At 68.9% G+C, this 14,443-nt stretch carries 12 protein-coding genes; 7 read left to right on the top strand and 5 right to left on the bottom strand.

The window, feature by feature from the left end; genetic code table 11:
• Positions 1–87: 87 nt before the first annotated feature.
• Both AORI_RS74150 and AORI_RS74155 read right to left on the bottom strand, forming a co-directional pair.
• The gene (locus AORI_RS74150) at positions 88–1,473 is read right to left on the bottom strand and encodes an FAD-dependent oxidoreductase (protein WP_043849147.1); all 1,386 of its coding nucleotides are present in this window, start codon (positions 1,471–1,473) and stop codon (positions 88–90) included.
• A 19-nt stretch (positions 1,474–1,492) separates the two neighbouring features.
• Positions 1,493–2,887: an NAD(P)/FAD-dependent oxidoreductase gene (locus tag AORI_RS74155; RefSeq protein ID WP_016336913.1), complete on the bottom strand. Its 1,395-nt coding sequence runs from the start codon at positions 2,885–2,887 to the stop codon at positions 1,493–1,495.
• A gap of 204 nt (positions 2,888–3,091) precedes the next feature.
• On the opposite strand from AORI_RS74155, the gene AORI_RS74160 reads away from it, so the two are divergent.
• From AORI_RS74160 to AORI_RS74180, 5 genes are all read left to right on the top strand, one after another.
• The gene (locus AORI_RS74160; RefSeq protein WP_016336914.1) at positions 3,092–4,480 is read left to right on the top strand and encodes an NAD(P)/FAD-dependent oxidoreductase; all 1,389 of its coding nucleotides are present in this window, start codon (positions 3,092–3,094) and stop codon (positions 4,478–4,480) included.
• Positions 4,481–4,518: 38 nt separating this feature from the next.
• A complete protein-coding gene (locus tag AORI_RS74165; protein ID WP_016336915.1) occupies positions 4,519–5,784 on the top strand; it encodes an NAD(P)/FAD-dependent oxidoreductase in 1,266 nt (421 codons plus the stop codon).
• A gap of 11 nt (positions 5,785–5,795) precedes the next feature.
• A complete protein-coding gene (locus AORI_RS74170; RefSeq protein ID WP_016336916.1) occupies positions 5,796–7,196 on the top strand; it encodes a cation:proton antiporter domain-containing protein in 1,401 nt (466 codons plus the stop codon).
• 76 nt (positions 7,197–7,272) lie between these two features.
• On the top strand, positions 7,273–8,442 hold the full coding sequence (locus tag AORI_RS74175) for an acyl-CoA dehydrogenase family protein (RefSeq protein ID WP_016336917.1): 1,170 nt from the start codon (positions 7,273–7,275) through the stop codon (positions 8,440–8,442).
• A gap of 12 nt (positions 8,443–8,454) precedes the next feature.
• Entirely contained in the window at positions 8,455–8,889 is a 435-nt protein-coding gene (locus tag AORI_RS74180; RefSeq protein WP_016336918.1) for an SgcJ/EcaC family oxidoreductase, read from the top strand.
• Between the two features lie 145 nt (positions 8,890–9,034).
• On the opposite strand, the gene AORI_RS74185 is transcribed toward AORI_RS74180, so the two are convergent.
• From AORI_RS74185 to AORI_RS74195, 3 genes are all read right to left on the bottom strand, one after another.
• Positions 9,035–9,787 (bottom strand): class I SAM-dependent methyltransferase, encoded by a 753-nt coding sequence (locus AORI_RS74185; RefSeq protein WP_016336919.1) that lies wholly within the window; start codon positions 9,785–9,787, stop codon positions 9,035–9,037.
• An 84-nt stretch (positions 9,788–9,871) separates the two neighbouring features.
• The gene (locus AORI_RS74190; protein ID WP_016336920.1) at positions 9,872–10,687 is read right to left on the bottom strand and encodes an ABC transporter permease; all 816 of its coding nucleotides are present in this window, start codon (positions 10,685–10,687) and stop codon (positions 9,872–9,874) included.
• Positions 10,684–11,706 (bottom strand): daunorubicin resistance protein DrrA family ABC transporter ATP-binding protein, encoded by a 1,023-nt coding sequence (locus tag AORI_RS74195; protein WP_016336921.1) that lies wholly within the window; start codon positions 11,704–11,706, stop codon positions 10,684–10,686. Before AORI_RS74195 ends, AORI_RS74190 begins: the two co-directional genes overlap by 4 nt.
• A 302-nt stretch (positions 11,707–12,008) precedes the next feature.
• Here AORI_RS74195 and AORI_RS74200 point away from each other — a divergent pair, with 302 nt between their 5' ends.
• Together AORI_RS74200 and AORI_RS74205 are read left to right on the top strand one after the other, a co-directional pair.
• Positions 12,009–13,157 carry an MFS transporter gene (locus AORI_RS74200; RefSeq protein WP_016336922.1) on the top strand — a complete coding sequence of 383 codons (1,149 nt, stop codon included), beginning with the start codon at positions 12,009–12,011 and terminating at the stop codon, positions 13,155–13,157.
• A 16-nt stretch (positions 13,158–13,173) separates the two neighbouring features.
• Complete coding sequence (locus AORI_RS74205) at positions 13,174–14,415, top strand: cytochrome P450 (protein WP_016336923.1); 1,242 nt, start codon at positions 13,174–13,176, stop codon at positions 14,413–14,415.
• Positions 14,416–14,443 lie beyond the last annotated feature (28 nt).

The raw sequence follows: 14,443 nt of genomic DNA on the forward strand, positions 1-14,443 counted from the left end.
CGCATCTCGCTGTTTGCGGAGGAAAGAAAAAGAAACCTCGTGAGCGGTAAGGACGGTTCTAACCGTCCTTACCGCTCACGAGGTTATTCAGGCAGCGCGCGATTCGCGATCGGCACGCGGCAGCTCGGTCACCGTCGCCTGAGGGGCGGGACGTCGCCGGTTGGCCCGCAGCACCTTCAGCATCAGGCCCGGTTTCATCAGCGCGGTGGGCGGATCGACCAGCCCGGCCACCCGCATGAACGCCGCCGTGACGTCCGGATCGATCGTCGCCGCGTACTGGAGTTTCGCCATGTACGCGTTGCCCATCTTGACCTTCAGCGTCCGCTTCCCTTCCGCGCCGGGGAAGTCGAGGTCACCGCTGGTCGAGATCTCCCACGGGTTGTCGACGACCTTGCCGATCTCGCGCAGGAACCGCCGCGAGTCCGGTTCGGACCTTCGCGAAAGATGCGCACGCAGCGCCATGGCCTCCATCGACGCGACGGTCATTCCCTGGCCGTACACCGGGTTGAAGCTGCAGAACGCGTCACCGAGCACGAAAAGCCGTTCCGGGAACCGCTTGAGCCGTTCGTAACGCCGCCGGGAGCTCGCCGGGAACTTGAACGTCACCGGCTCGATCAACGGCTGGGCGTCCTTCACCGCTTCGTAGATCTCCGGCGCGGGCAGCGACTTCACGTAGTCGAGGTAGCCGCGCGCGTCGGTCGGCGGGTGGTCGCCGAGGATCCCGGTGAGCGAAAGGATGCACTCGTTCTCGTTCACCTGCCCGAAGAACGCGCCTCGCGGATGCTCGGGCGAGGCGACCGGGTTGATCGACTGCCAGCCGTCGAACATCTCCGGCCGTTTGCGGAACATCCGCGTGGTGTACGCCAGCCCGATCTTCACACGTTCCTCGGACGGCCGTTCGAAGCCCAGTTCCTCCAGCCACACCGGCGTCCGCGAACCGCGTCCGGAGGCGTCGACGACCAGGTCCGCGCCGAGCCGTTCCTCCGCCGAACCGTCGCGCGCCTGCACGCGGACCCCGACGATCCGGTTGCCCGCACGCGTGGCGAGCAGGCCGTGGACGTCGGTGCGTTCGCGGTAGGTGACGTTCGGCAGTGCAGCCGTGCGCTCGCGCAGATGATGCTCCAGCACCGGGCGCAGCGCGGTGATCGACGGCAGCCCGCTGTCGGCCGGTTCCACCTGCTTCCCGTTGAAGTACCACTTCATCCGCGCGAGATCGCCGACCGGGATCCCGGAGTCCCGCAGTTCGCAGAGCAGGTTCGGGAAGAGCTCTTCGAGGATGAAGTAGCCGCGCGCGTGCAGTCCGTGCGCGTGCCAGGTGTGCGGGGTGCCGCGCCGCGGCTTGTCCACGCCCAGCACCTCGTCGCGGTCGACGACCACGACCTCGCGATAGAACTCGGAAAGCACTCTCGCCGCCAGGGTGCCGGCGACGCTGCCGCCGATCACCACCGCGCGTTTGCCGACGGGTTCGTTCATGACCATGGCTCCTTGGTGCTCAGGCCGCGAGGTCGTCGGACGCGGGCGGGACCTGACCGATCGTGGCCGTGGTGGTGAGCGGCGCCGCCGCCTTGACGCGCCGAGCGGTGCGCAGCACGCCGACCACCAGGCTCGGCCGCATCAGCGCGGTCGGCGGGTCGACCAGGCCCGCGGCCCGGAAGAACGCCTCGGTGAACCGGCCGTCGACGGTCGCCGCGGAGTGCAGCTTCGCCATGTAGGCGTTGCCCATCTTGACCTTCAGCGGCCGCGGGCCCTCGACACCGGGGAAGGCGAGGTCGCCGCCCGCCGAGATGTCCCACGGCACGTCGATGATCGGGCTGATCTCCTTGAAGAACCGCAGCGGCCGCACGCCGCCCGCGTCGAGATGCGTGGCCAGCTGGGCGGCCTCCATGGCCGCGACGGTCATGCCCTGGCCGTACACCGGGTTGAACGCGCAGACGCCGTCCCCGATCACGAGCAGGCCCTCGGGGAAGCGGCGCAGCTTGTCGAACCGGCGGCGGACGCTGGCGGGCACCTTGAAGCTGGCGATCTCGCTGATCGGCTTCGCGTTGCGCACGGCCCGATAGATCTCGGGCGCGTCGAGTGTCTTGGCGAACTCGAGGAATCCCTTGGCGTCACGCGGCGGGTGATCCCCGAGCAGTCCGGTCTGCGACAGCAAGGCCACGTTCCCCGGCAGGTTCACGAAGAAGGCGCCACGCGGGTTGGCGGGCGAGGCGACCGGGTTGATCGCCAGGTCGTCGCCGAACGGGTCGGTGTCCAGCTCGAACAGCCGCGAGGTGTAGGCGAGGTCGATCTTGATCTTCTCCTCGGCCGGGCGCTCGTAGCCGAGTTCCTCCAGCCACACCGACGAACGACTGCCGCGGCCGGTGGCGTCGACGATCAGGTCGGCGAGCAGCGTCTCGGGCTCGGCTTCCTCGCCGGTCACACGGACACCGGTGACGCGCGAGTGGTCGCCGGTCGCGACCAGCGACTGGATCACCGTGCGCTCGCGGACCTCGACGTTCGGTAGTGCGACGACACGGCCGCGGACGTGCTCTTCGAGCTCCGGGCGGGTCGCGGACACGCTGAGCAGGCCGGACTTCTTCTGCTGCAACCGTTTCCCGTTGAAGTACCAGCGCAGGCTGCCGGACAGGTCACCGCTGGGGATGCCGTCGGCGGTCAGCTCGGCCTGCAGGCCGGGGAAGAGGTCTTCGAGGATCTGCTGGCCGCGTGCGAGCAGCGCGTGCGCGTGATGCGCCTGCGGCACACCGCGGCGGGTGCCGGTGACGCCGACGATCGTGTCACGCTCGACGATCACGACGGAGCGGTAGCGTTCCGAAAGTACGCGGGCGGTCAGCAGGCCGGCCATGCCGCCGCCGAGCACGACGGCGCGTTCGCCAAGGTATTCGCCCATCGCGGGATTCCTCCATTAGGTCTTCGGCCGGGCCGTCGGAGTCCGACACGGGAAGAATCGTCGTCCGCCTTCCGGCCGGCAGCGTCTCTTCGACTGCTTTTTCGGGAAAGCGTTACAGGGCAACCGGTTCTTGAGTGGATCTCCATTCGCGGTTGTTAGCTTCGGGCAGGTAATTCCGGCTGTCGGCGTAGTTGGAGAGGTGTCATGCGCGCAACGACCCAGATCCTCGTGATCGGCGGTGGACCGGCGGGCTCCACCGCGGCCGGGCTTCTGGCCAAAGAGGGCTTCGAGGTCACTCTTCTCGAGCGGGATCACTTCCCGCGCTATCACATCGGCGAATCGCTGCTGCCTTCGTGCCGTCCGATCCTGGAGCGGCTCGGGGTCTGGGACAAGATCGCCGCGGCCGGGTTCCAGCCCAAGGGCGGCGCCTACTACTTCTGGGGCCCCGAGGAATGGGAAGTGCGCTTCCGGCCGCACGGCCGCGACGGCAGCACCAGCGCGTGGCAGGTCATCCGCGCCGACTTCGACAAGATCCTCCTCGACCACGCGCGCGAGGTCGGCGTCGACGTCACCGAGGGCATCGCGGTGAAGAAGCTCGACTTCGACGGCGACCGCCCCGTCGCGGCGCACTGGGCCGAGGCGAAGAACCCGGCCAACAGCGGGCGGATCGAGTTCGACTACCTCGTCGACGCCTCCGGCCGCGGCGGCGTGATGGCCACCAAGTACCTGAAGAACCGCAAGTTCCACAACGTCTTCCGCAACGTGGCCGCCTGGTCGTACTGGAAGGACGCGAAGCAGCTCGACCGCGGGCCGAGCGGCGCGATCACCGTCGCCTCGGTCGGCGACGGGTGGTTCTGGGGGATCCCGCTGCCCGACGGCACGATGAGCGTCGGGCTGGTCACCGGGAGGGATTCCTTCAACGCCGCGCGCAACGAACTCGGCGGCGTGGATCCGGTGTACCACAAGGCGATCGGCGACTGTCCGGCGATACAGCAGCTGCTCATCGAGGCCGAGCAGGTCACCGAGGTCAAGGTCGAGCAGGACTATTCGTACGCGGCCGAGCGGTTCCAGGGCCCCGGTTTCCTGCTCGCCGGCGACGCAGCCTGCTTCCTCGACCCGCTGCTGTCGACCGGTGTGCACCTGGGCACCTACAGCGCCCTGATCGGCACCGCCGCGATCAGCAGCGTCATCCGCGGCGAGATCGGCGAACGCGAGGCCTGGGACTTCTACGAGGTCGTCTACCGCCGCGCCTACGAGCGGCTGCTGGTGCTGGTGTCCACCTTCTACGAGAGCTACCGCGGCAAGGAGCACCACTTCTTCCGCGCACAGCAACTGTCCGAAAAGGACTGGGAAGGGATGGACGTGCAGGCGGCGTTCGACCGGTTCGTCACCGGTATCGCCGACCTCGAGGACACCGAAGAGGTCTACCGCCGGATCCAGGGCCACCTGCTCGGCGAGGAGAGCGGCAAGCACAACCCGCTGGACAACCTCAACCGCGTCCACGAGCACAAGCAGGCTCCGGAGAAGCCCGAGAAGGCGATCAACGGGCTGTACCTGAGCTACGAGCCGCACATCGGCATCCGACGCGCGTGAGCGCCTCCACTCCTCCATCGGCCCAGGAAGGGTTTCTCATGTCAGCCACGCTCCACGGTATGCCCGAGCGGTTCGACGTCATCGTCATCGGCGGCGGCCCGGCGGGCGCGACCTGCGCCGGTCTCCTCGCGAAAGAGGGGCGTACGGTCCTGGTCCTCGAACGCGAACGCTTTCCCCGCTACCACATCGGCGAATCCCTGATCCCGGTCGGCATGCGCCCGTTGCAGGAGCTGGACCTGCTCGACCGCATGGAGGCCCGCGGTTTCGAGCGCAAGTACGGCGGCAGCCTGGTGTGGGGTAACCGGGACGTGCCATGGAACTTCTCGTTCATGAAGGCCGCGGAAGGCACCTACGCCTACCACACGCGCCGCGCCGACCTGGACACGCTGATCCTCGACCGCGCCCGTGAGCTCGGCGCGTACGTCGTGGAGGAGACGACGGTCAAGGACGTGATCCAGTCCGACACCGGCCGCGTCACCGGCGTCCGGTTCACCCTGCGGGGCTCGGCAGGAGACTACGAGGCCAGCGCGTCGCTCGTCGTCGACGCGTCCGGCCAGTCGCGGGTGATCGGCCGGAAGTTCAGCGACATCACCTGGCACAACGAGCTCCGCAACGTCGCGGTCTGGACCTACTACGACAACTGCGACCGGCTTCCCGGTGACGAGTGGACCAACATCCTCATCGAAGGCACCGCCGACGGCTGGTTCTGGGGTATCCCGATCGACAAGGGCACGATGAGCGTCGGCTACGTGACCAAGTCGGATCTCGCGAACGCCGACGACCAGTCGCTGGAGCAGCTCTTCCTGCGGGAGCGGGACAAGACCACCCGGCTCAAGGGGCTGCTGGCCAACGCCCGTCAGCACGCCGGGTACCGGACGGCGCGGGACTGGTCCTACACCAACGAAACCTTCTACGGCGACGGCTGGGTGCTCGTCGGTGACGCGGCCGCGTTCGTCGACCCGCTGTTCTCCACCGGGGTCGCGCTGGCCACGCTCGCGGGCAGCTCACTGTCCAAAGTGGTCAACCGGATCCTGGAGCACCCGGCCATCGAGGAGAAGGCGCTCGACCGGTACGCCGGGAACTACCGGGCCTTCTTCGACGAGATCCGCAATTTCGTCGAGCGGTTCTACGACCGGACGAAGTACAAGGAGTACTACTACGACCTCGCGCAGGAAATCGTCGACCCGGAGCAGCTCCACGCCCCCAGCACCGACTTCGTCACGCTGATCTCCGGGCTGTCGGGCAAGCACCCGCTGTTGAAGATCAACCTCGACGATCTGGTCGCGAACGTCACCGAACCCTGAGCGGAAGGGACATGGTGGAGATCGAACGCCGTCCCGGCCGCCGGGCGCTGTTGGTCTACATAGGACTGGTCGTGGTCCCCGTCGTGGCCGCGATCGTCCTGCTGGGGCAGGGCGAAGGCGGCGTCGAGGCTGCCGTCGCGAAGGAGGCGACCGGGCCTTCGCTGGTGCAGCTGCTGCTGGCGATCACCGTGGTGATCGGTGTCTGCAAGGTGGTGGGGTGGCTCGCCCAGCGGATCGGGCAGCCCGCGGTGATCGGCGAGATCACCGCGGGCATCCTGCTCGGCCCGTCGGTGCTCGGCGCGTTGTGGCCTTCGGGCGCGGCCGTGCTGCTCCCGAAGGCGGTGGTGCCGCAACTGAATGTCGTGGCGCAGCTCGGCGTGATCTTCTTCGTGTTCCTCGCCGGGCTGGAACTCAATACCAGGCTGCTGCGCGGCCGCGGACGGCTCGCGCTGGTCGTCAGTCACGTCAGCATCGCGCTGCCGTTCCTGCTCGGCGTCGGGCTCGCGATGCTCGCCTACACCCGGTTCGGGACAGGCGGCGGATTCCTGCCGTTCGCGCTGTTCTTCGGGGTGTCGATGAGCATCACGGCGTTGCCGGTGCTGGTGCGGATCCTGCACGAGATCGGGCTGTTCCGCAGCGAGATCGGCGTGGTGGCGCTGACCTGCGCCGTGGTCGACGACGTGACCGCGTGGAGCCTGCTGGCGCTGGTGATCGCGCTGACCACGGCGTCGTCGCTGGTTGGGGTGGTGCTGACGGTCGTGCTCACCGCGGCGTTCGTGGCGCTGCTCGGCCTGGTGGTCCGGCCGCTGCTGCGGAAGTTCGTGGCCGGGGCTTCGGCGGCGCGGCTGCACCGGGTCGCGCCGCTTTCGGTGGTCGGGGTGCTGTTGTGCGCCATGGCCACCGAGTGGATCGGCGTGCACGCGATGTTCGGCGCGTTCGTGTTCGGCGTGGTGTTCCCCCGGGACAACCCGATGGCGACCTGGCTGCACGACAAGGCGGGCGGGCTGACGACGGCGTTGATGCTGCCGTTGTTCTTCGCCTACAGCGGACTGCGCACCGACCTCGGCCTGCTTTCCGGCGGCGGCGCGTGGCTCTGGTGTGCCGCGATCCTGCTCGTGGCCGTCGCCGGCAAGTTCGGCGGCTCGGCGCTGGCCGCGCGGGCGGTCGGCGAGAACTGGAACCGGTCGCTGCAGGTGGGCGCGCTGATGAACTGCCGCGGCCTGACCGAGCTGGTGGTGCTCAACATCGGGCTCGACCTCGGCGTGCTGTCCCCGACGTTGTTCACCATGCTGGTGATCATGGCGCTGGTCTCGACCGCGATGGCGGCGCCGCTGGCGACCTGGTTCGGCCGCCGCGACGGCCGGAACGTGGTGGATTTCCCCGGCCGCACCTCCGAACGTGCGGCGGCCTGACGCCCCGGCAAACGGGAAGACGACCCGGCGTCCGCCCGCTGCGAAGCTGGACCAGTCGACGATCTAGGAGGTCAAGGTGTCGAGCACCGATGTTCCGACGCGGGAGGAACTGGTTCGCCGCGTGGCCGAACTGGCACCCGCACTGAAGAAGCACTCGGCCTGGCAGGAACAGAACCGGCGGGTGCACGAGGAATCCATCGAAGCACTGGCCGAGGCCGGCGTCTTCAAGCTGCGCCGCCCCAAGCGTTACGGCGGCTACGAGGCCGACACCCGCACCCTGGTCGACGTCGCCACCGAGATCGGCCGGGCCGACGGCTCGACCTCCTGGGTGGCCTCGGTGTACTGGATCCCGACCTGGATGGCCTGCCAGTTCCCGGAGGCGGTGCAGGACGAGGTGTTCGCCACCCCGGACGTGCGCGTCTGCGGCACGCTGAGCCCGTCCGCGATGGCCGCGCCGGTCGACGGCGGGGTCGTGGTGAACGGCAAGTGGGGCTTCATCAGCGGGGCCCTGCACGCGCAGTGGCAGGAGATCATCGCGATCCTCGTGCCGCCGGAGGGTGAGCCGTACCCGATCATGGCGCTGGTGCCGATCTCGGACCTGCTGATCGTGGACGACTGGGACACCTCGGGCCTGCGCGGCACCGGCAGCGTTTCGACCGTGGCCCAGGACGTCTTCATCCCCGCGGAGCGGGTGCTCCCGCTGCCGGCGGTGCTCGAAGGCCAGGGCGGGGCGTCGTCCTCGATCTACCGGGCGCCGCTGCTCCCGGTCGCCTCGGCGTCTTCGGTGGGCACACTGGTCGGGATGGCGCGGAGCGCGCAGGACACCTTCCTCAAGCGCCTGCCGGACCGCAAGATCACCTACACCGCCTACGATTCCCAGCGCGAGGCCCCGATCACGCACCACCAGGTGGCCGAAGCGGCGCTGAAGATCGACGAGGCCGGGTTCCACGCGCACCGTCTGTCCACTTTGGTCGACACGAAGACCGAGGACGGCACCCCGTGGAAACTCGAGGAACGCGCGATCGCACGGGCCGACCTCGGCGCCGTGGTCCGCCGTGCCAAGGAGGGCATCGACATCCTCGCGTCCGCCTCCGGCGGCTCGTCGATCTACCACGGCATCCCGATCCAGCGCATCGCCCGCGACGTCGCCGCGGTCAACCTCCACGCGCTGATGCACCCCAACACCAACACCGAGCTGTACGGCCGCGTGCTCTGCGGGCTCGAGCCCAACACCCTCTATATCTAGGAGGATCCTCCGATGACCACGACCGAAACCGGCACGGCCGCCGACCAGGCGGCGATCGCGGCGCTGACCCAGAAGGTGATCGCCGCGTGGGCCTACCACGACGCCGACGCCTTCGCCGGCGTCTTCACCGAGGACGGCACGATGATCCTTCCCGGTGTGTTCAAGAAGGGCCGCGACGACATCCGGGCGTTCCTGGTGGAATCCTTCGCGGGCAACTACAAGGGCACGCAGGTCACCGGGCGTCCGCTGGAGATCCGCTTCTTCACGCCGGACTCCGGCGTCCTGATCACCCAGGGCGGGGTGCTCGGCCCCGGCGAGACCGAGGTCGCGGACTCCCAGTCGATCCGCGCCTCGTGGACCGTCGTCAAGCGGGACGGCGCGTGGCAGCTGGCGTCCTATCAGAACACTCCGGCCAAACAGCAGCTGCCGAAGCCGGGCACTGTCTGATCCCCTCCCCCATTCGGAACCCGGGCCTCCCCTCCTCAGGGCCCGGGTTCCGCCCTGTCCGGTGGGTCGTGAGTGGCGTTTCGGGTTAGAACCCGAAACGCCACTCACGACCCCCGTGACCCTGAAACACGGCCGCACCGCGCACCTAGCCGATGCTGAAAACCTCGACCGGATGCGGAATCCGCACGCACCCCGCGGAAACCGTGCCCAGCCCGGCGACCGCGTCGAGCAGCTCGGCCCGCCCCGTCCCGCCGCGCCAGGGCTGATGACGTGCGAAGGTCAGGAACTCCAGAAGACGGTGCGCCGGCTCGGAAACCGGCACCGTGATCTCCGCGCCCACCGTGGCGGACCGGAACTCGACGCCGAACCGCGTCAGTTCCTCCGCCAGTGTCCGCGCGAACAACGGCCGCACGATTCCTTGTCGCGCAAGGGATTCCGCGAAGGGCCCGTTCAGCCGGTTCAACGGGGGCACCGCGACGATCAGCCGCCGGTGCCGGTTGCGCGCCTCCTTCAGCACCGCCATACCCTCGTCCGCGCCGAGGTAGCACAGCGACTGGACGAACAGGCCGTACTCGGTCGGCGTGATCCGGAGGTCGGCGACGTCGGCCATGCTCGCCGTCAGGACACGATGGCCGCGGACCTTCGGGAGCTCCGCCAGCGTCGCGCGCAGTCGTTCGACCGCTTCGCCGTTGGTGTCGAGGCCCTGGAACCACACCGTTCTCCGCGGCACGCGCGCGATGAGCTCCAGTTCGAACATGCCGAACCCGCAGCCGTACGACGTCAGTTCGAGATCGGCGTCCGCACCGATCAGCCTCGACGTCTCCTCGACCATCAGCCGCTGCTGGTCGGTGAGGCTGCGGAAGGTGGCGTTGCAGGTGTTGTAGTCCAGCTCGTCCATCGGCGCTCCCCGGGCAGTGCCCCCGAAACACCGGAGCCGTGGCGCGCGCACGCGTCACGGCTCCGGTGATCGAGCGGCGTTTGGTCAGATCCGCTTCTTCAGGGCACGGACCGAAAGCGCCCCGAACACGATCGCGATCACGGCCGCCCAGACCAGGGACCAGATCACCGCCGAGGTGACGTTGTCACCACCGTTCATCAGTCCGCGGCACGCCTCGAGCAGGATCGCCACCGGGCTGACCTCGGCGAACGCCTGCAGCCATGACGGCATCGTCTCGACCGGCGCGAACACCCCGCTGACGAAGTTCAGCGGCAGGATCACCGCGAACGCGAACACCTGGACCTTCTCCGCCTGGTCGGCGGCGACACCCACCAGCGTGGGCACCCAGGAGAACGCGATCGCGAACACCAGCAGCAGCAACCCGGCCGCGAGCACGCCGAGGAAGCCCTTCTCCGGCCGGAAGCCGAGCAGCAGCCCGACACCGACCACCAGCAGCACGGACCAGACCTGCTTGAACTGGTCGCCGATGATCCGGCCGGCCAGCGGCGCCCAGCGCGCGATCGGCAGCGAACGGAACCGGTCGAACACGCCCTGGGACAGGTCGGTGTTGAGGCCGATGCCGACGTTGATGGTCGCGAACAGCATGCTCATCACCAGCATGCCGGGGATCATGAACTGCAGGTACGCGCTCCGGTCACCGGAGATCGCGCCACCGAACACGAAGGTGAACAGCAGCGTGAAGATGATCGGCTGGAAACTGATGTCGGCCAGCTGCTTCGGCTCGTGCTTGACCGAAACGGTGCTGCGCCAGGCCAGCGTGAACATCTGCGAGATGCCCTGGAAGAACCCGACCCTGGCCGACAACTGCCGCGGTGGCAGCGTCGTGGTCGCGGCGGTCATCGGATCTCCTCCTCGGTCTCTTCGGCGGGCTCCTCGGCCGGACGCCCGGTGAGGCTCAGGAACACCTCGTCCAGGCTGGAGCTGCGCAGGGACAGCTCGCCGATGACGATGCCCGCCTCCTCCAGCCGCCGGACCGCGGCGGGCAGGGCCGCCGGGTCGGTGACCGGGACGCTGACGACCTGGCCCGAGACGTCCGGCGTCGCGCCGGCGATCTCGCCGACCAGCCGCACGACCTTCTCGAGGTCGCCCGCCTGGGCGCCGCGCACCGTCAGGCGCTGGGCGCCGGTGCTGGCCTTGAGCTCGTCCGGGGTGCCCTTGGCGATCACCTTGCCGTGGTCGACGACCACGATCTCGTCGGCGAGCGCGTCGGCCTCCTCCAGGTACTGCGTGGTGAGCAGCACCGTGACGCCGTCGGCGACCAGGCCGCGTACGACGTCCCACAGTTCGAGCCTGCTGCGCGGGTCGAGACCGGTGGTGGGCTCGTCCAGGAACAGCAGTCGCGCGTCCCCGACCAGGCTGGCGGCCAGGTCGAGCCGACGGCGCATACCGCCCGAGTAACCCTTCGCCGCCCGGCCACCCGCCTCGGTGAGGGAGAACCGCTCCAGGAGCTCGTGCGCGCGGGCCTTGGCCGCCCGCCGAGAGAGGCCGAGCAGCCGTCCGATCAGCAGCAGGTTTTCGACGCCGGTCAGGCTTTCGTCCACCGACGCGTACTGACCGGTCAAGCCGATCAGCTGCCGCACCTGGTGGGCGTCCTTCTCGATGTCGTACCCGGCCACGGTGGCGTGGCCCTCGTCCGGTGTCACCAGCGTGGACAGGACCCGGACCGTGGTGGTCTTCCCGGCGCCGTTCGGGCCGAGCACCCCGAGCACGGTGCCCGAGCGGACGGTCAAGTCGACCCCGTCGAGCGCGGTCGTCTCGCCGAACCGTTTCACCAGCCCTTCGGCGTGGATCGCGAATTCAGTCTCGGTCCCCCGCGGGCCGGCCCTCGACGCGGTCGCGGGTTCGACGTTCTGCAACATGACGCACTACCTTCCTGTTCCTCACAACGGAGACACTCTCGTGCGGTTACATCATGCGAGGAAGTGCGGCGTGGGAGCAGTGAATGGTTAACCTTCCGGGTATGAATTCTTCATTTTTGGGATGATTATCCCATCGTGAAAAAACCGCACCTTCGCCGAGAATACCGACCGGATGCTCCGGCGTCCTTCTCCATAAATGCGGTAAATAATCGTGGCCCGTTCCCGAATACCGCTGCTAACCTGCGAATGTCCGCCTCTCGGCGAAATACCGCAGATCAGCACGGGAAGGACCGTCACGTCTCATGGTCGCCGTCGTCACCGCAGCCCCGCGGACCAGCACGGTCTTCGCGGGATTCGCCGCGTACGGCGCATTGTGGGGTCCGTACCTTTCGATGCTGCCGGACGTCCGCCACGCCACCGGCGCCGGTGAAGCGCAATTGGGCGCCGCGCTGCTGATCGGCGCGCTCGCCGCGATGCCGGCGATGTTCGCGATCGGCCGCCTGCTCGACCGGTTCGGCCGCCCGGTGGCGGTCTCGACCTTCGCCGGATTCGCGCTCATCGCGCCGACACCGGCCTTGGCCGGATCCGTTCCGGCCTTGTTCCTGACCCTGGGATTGTTCGGATTCGGTTCGGGTGCCTGCAATGTCGTCGTGGTCGCGCTGGCGGCGTCCGCCGAAGCGGGCGACGGGCCCCGCGTGATGAATCGCGCGCACGCGTTGTTCAGCATCGGCCTGTTGACGTGCAGCCTCGGCACCGGAGCGGCCCGGACCGCCGGAGTGCCTGCCGAAGTGATCGCGCTGACGCTTTCGGCACTGGTCGTGCTCGGTGCGATCGCGGCACGGAATTCCGTGCCGGGACGGCTGGTGCGGCAGGGCCGCGAACCGGGACGGCGCCTGCGGCTCGGCCCGGCGGTCCTGCTGCTGTGCCTGCTGGCGGCGCTGGCGATGGTCGTGGAAAGCGGTGTCCAGCAATGGAGCGCGGTGTTCCTCGCCGACATCACCCGGGCGCCGGTCGGGATCTCGGCGGCCGCGCCCGGCATCTTCGCCGCCGGTATGGCGCTGGGCCGGTTCGGCGGGCACTGGTTGTCCGGCCGCGCGTCGGATCGCCTGGTACTGCTCACCTCCGGCGCGCTTTCCGGGGTGGGCGTGCTGATGCTGTCGATGGCCGACGCGCCGGTGCACGGGCTGCTCGGCACCGCCGTGGTGGGCGGGGCGATCTCGGTGTCGACGCCCACCGTCTACGGGCTGATCGGGCGCGGCGCGACCGCGGAGGACCGCGGCGCGGTGATCGGCTCGGCGGCGTCACTGGCCAGTGTCGGCCTCTTGCTCGGCCCGGCGGTGGTCGGCCAGATCGCCGGGCACACCGACCTGCGGGTCGCCATCGCGGCGTTGTCCGTGGCCTCGGTCGCGGTCTGCCTGCTCGCACTGCGCGTGCCCGCACGGAATCAATGATCGGAGGATGGACCCGATGGGCGACGTAACAGGGGGTCGCGGAGGCTCGGACTTCGCCGAAGGGCGGCAGCGGCGGCAGCTCGTCGGGGACGACATCCCCGACGGTTGCCCGTTCGGTTCACGACAGCGCGACGGGCGCCGTGAATGGCTGGTGAGCGGCTATTCCGAAACGCGCGATTTCCTGCGCGACAGGCGGTTCAGCCGGGCCGTGCTGGCCGAGACGACCCATCCGCGCGGTCCGGCCACCCGGATGTCGGTGACCGATCTGGACCCGCCGAGGCACACCCGGATCCGGAAGCTGATCGGCGGCGCGTTCTCCGCCCGCCGTGCGGAGCAGCTGCGCGACTACGTCGAAACCACCGCCGTCGGGTTGCTCGACAGGCTGATCGACACGGATCCCACCGCGGACCTGATCGCCGACTTCTGCGCCCCACTGACCTTCACCGCGCAGGCCGAGCTGCTGGGTGTTCCGCCGTCGCGGCGCGAAGCCGTCCGCAAACGCGCGAACGCGCGGCTTGGCAAGCCGGGCTCCCCGCGATCCGCCGTCTACCAGGGCGAACTGCTGTTGCACGACGAGGTCGCGATGATGCTCGCCGACACCGAGGACCCGCCGTCCGGGCTGATGGCCGAGCTCATCGAGGCACACCGCTCGGGCGCGCTCGACGAAACGGAACTGACCGGGCTGGCGGCGTCGCTGTTCTTCGACGGGCACGCGCTGGCGGCCGCGCAGATCGCCAACGCGGTGTTCTGCCTGATCTCCCGGCCGGGCCTGCTGGCCTCGCTGGACGCGGACCCGGCGCTGCTGGACGCGGCCGTCGAGGAAACGCTCCGGTACAGCCCGGCGGTGAACTTCAGCATGACCCGGGTCGCGACGGAGGAGGTCACCATCGCGGGCACCCGGATCGAGCCCGGCGATCTGATGACCGCGCTCCTGCCGGTGGTCAACCGCGACGAAGACGTCTTCACCGATCCGGACCGGTTCGCGATGGACCGGAACGGCAGGCATCTGTCGTTCGGGCACGGGACGCACCATTGCATCGGCGCCCACCTCGCGCGGGTCGAGATCCAGTCCGCGCTGCGTGCGCTTTCCCGGCGTGCGCCGGAACTCTGCCTCGCCGTACCCGAAGATTCCCTGGAATGGACCGTCTCCCCGACGATGCGCGCATTGTCCGCGCTGCCGGTCCGCTGGACTTCTTCCGGTGTGCTCGATCCTTTGGAGCGTCGCGCACGGCGGTGGGAAGATCGGCCCGCGGCCTGAACACAGGCCTGGAGGACAACAAAGGAGT

The organism is Amycolatopsis keratiniphila (assembly GCF_000400635.2).
GTDB classification, from domain to species: domain Bacteria; phylum Actinomycetota; class Actinomycetes; order Mycobacteriales; family Pseudonocardiaceae; genus Amycolatopsis; species Amycolatopsis keratiniphila.

Bases quoted from the DNA above. Each gene is read 5' to 3' on its own strand.
- AORI_RS74200 (WP_016336922.1), top strand. From the start codon at position 12,009: ATGGTCGCCGTCGTCACCGCAGCCCCGCGGACCAGCACGGTCTTCGCG.
- AORI_RS74190 (WP_016336920.1), bottom strand. From the start codon at position 10,687: ATGACCGCCGCGACCACGACGCTGCCACCGCGGCAGTTGTCGGCCAGG.
- AORI_RS74205 (WP_016336923.1), top strand. From the start codon at position 13,174: ATGGGCGACGTAACAGGGGGTCGCGGAGGCTCGGACTTCGCCGAAGGG.
- AORI_RS74195 (WP_016336921.1), bottom strand. From the start codon at position 11,706: ATGTTGCAGAACGTCGAACCCGCGACCGCGTCGAGGGCCGGCCCGCGG.
- AORI_RS74155 (WP_016336913.1), bottom strand. From the start codon at position 2,887: ATGGGCGAATACCTTGGCGAACGCGCCGTCGTGCTCGGCGGCGGCATG.
- AORI_RS74150 (WP_043849147.1), bottom strand. From the start codon at position 1,473: ATGAACGAACCCGTCGGCAAACGCGCGGTGGTGATCGGCGGCAGCGTC.
- AORI_RS74160 (WP_016336914.1), top strand. From the start codon at position 3,092: ATGCGCGCAACGACCCAGATCCTCGTGATCGGCGGTGGACCGGCGGGC.
- AORI_RS74165 (WP_016336915.1), top strand. From the start codon at position 4,519: ATGTCAGCCACGCTCCACGGTATGCCCGAGCGGTTCGACGTCATCGTC.
- AORI_RS74180 (WP_016336918.1), top strand. From the start codon at position 8,455: ATGACCACGACCGAAACCGGCACGGCCGCCGACCAGGCGGCGATCGCG.
- AORI_RS74185 (WP_016336919.1), bottom strand. From the start codon at position 9,787: ATGGACGAGCTGGACTACAACACCTGCAACGCCACCTTCCGCAGCCTC.
- AORI_RS74170 (WP_016336916.1), top strand. From the start codon at position 5,796: ATGGTGGAGATCGAACGCCGTCCCGGCCGCCGGGCGCTGTTGGTCTAC.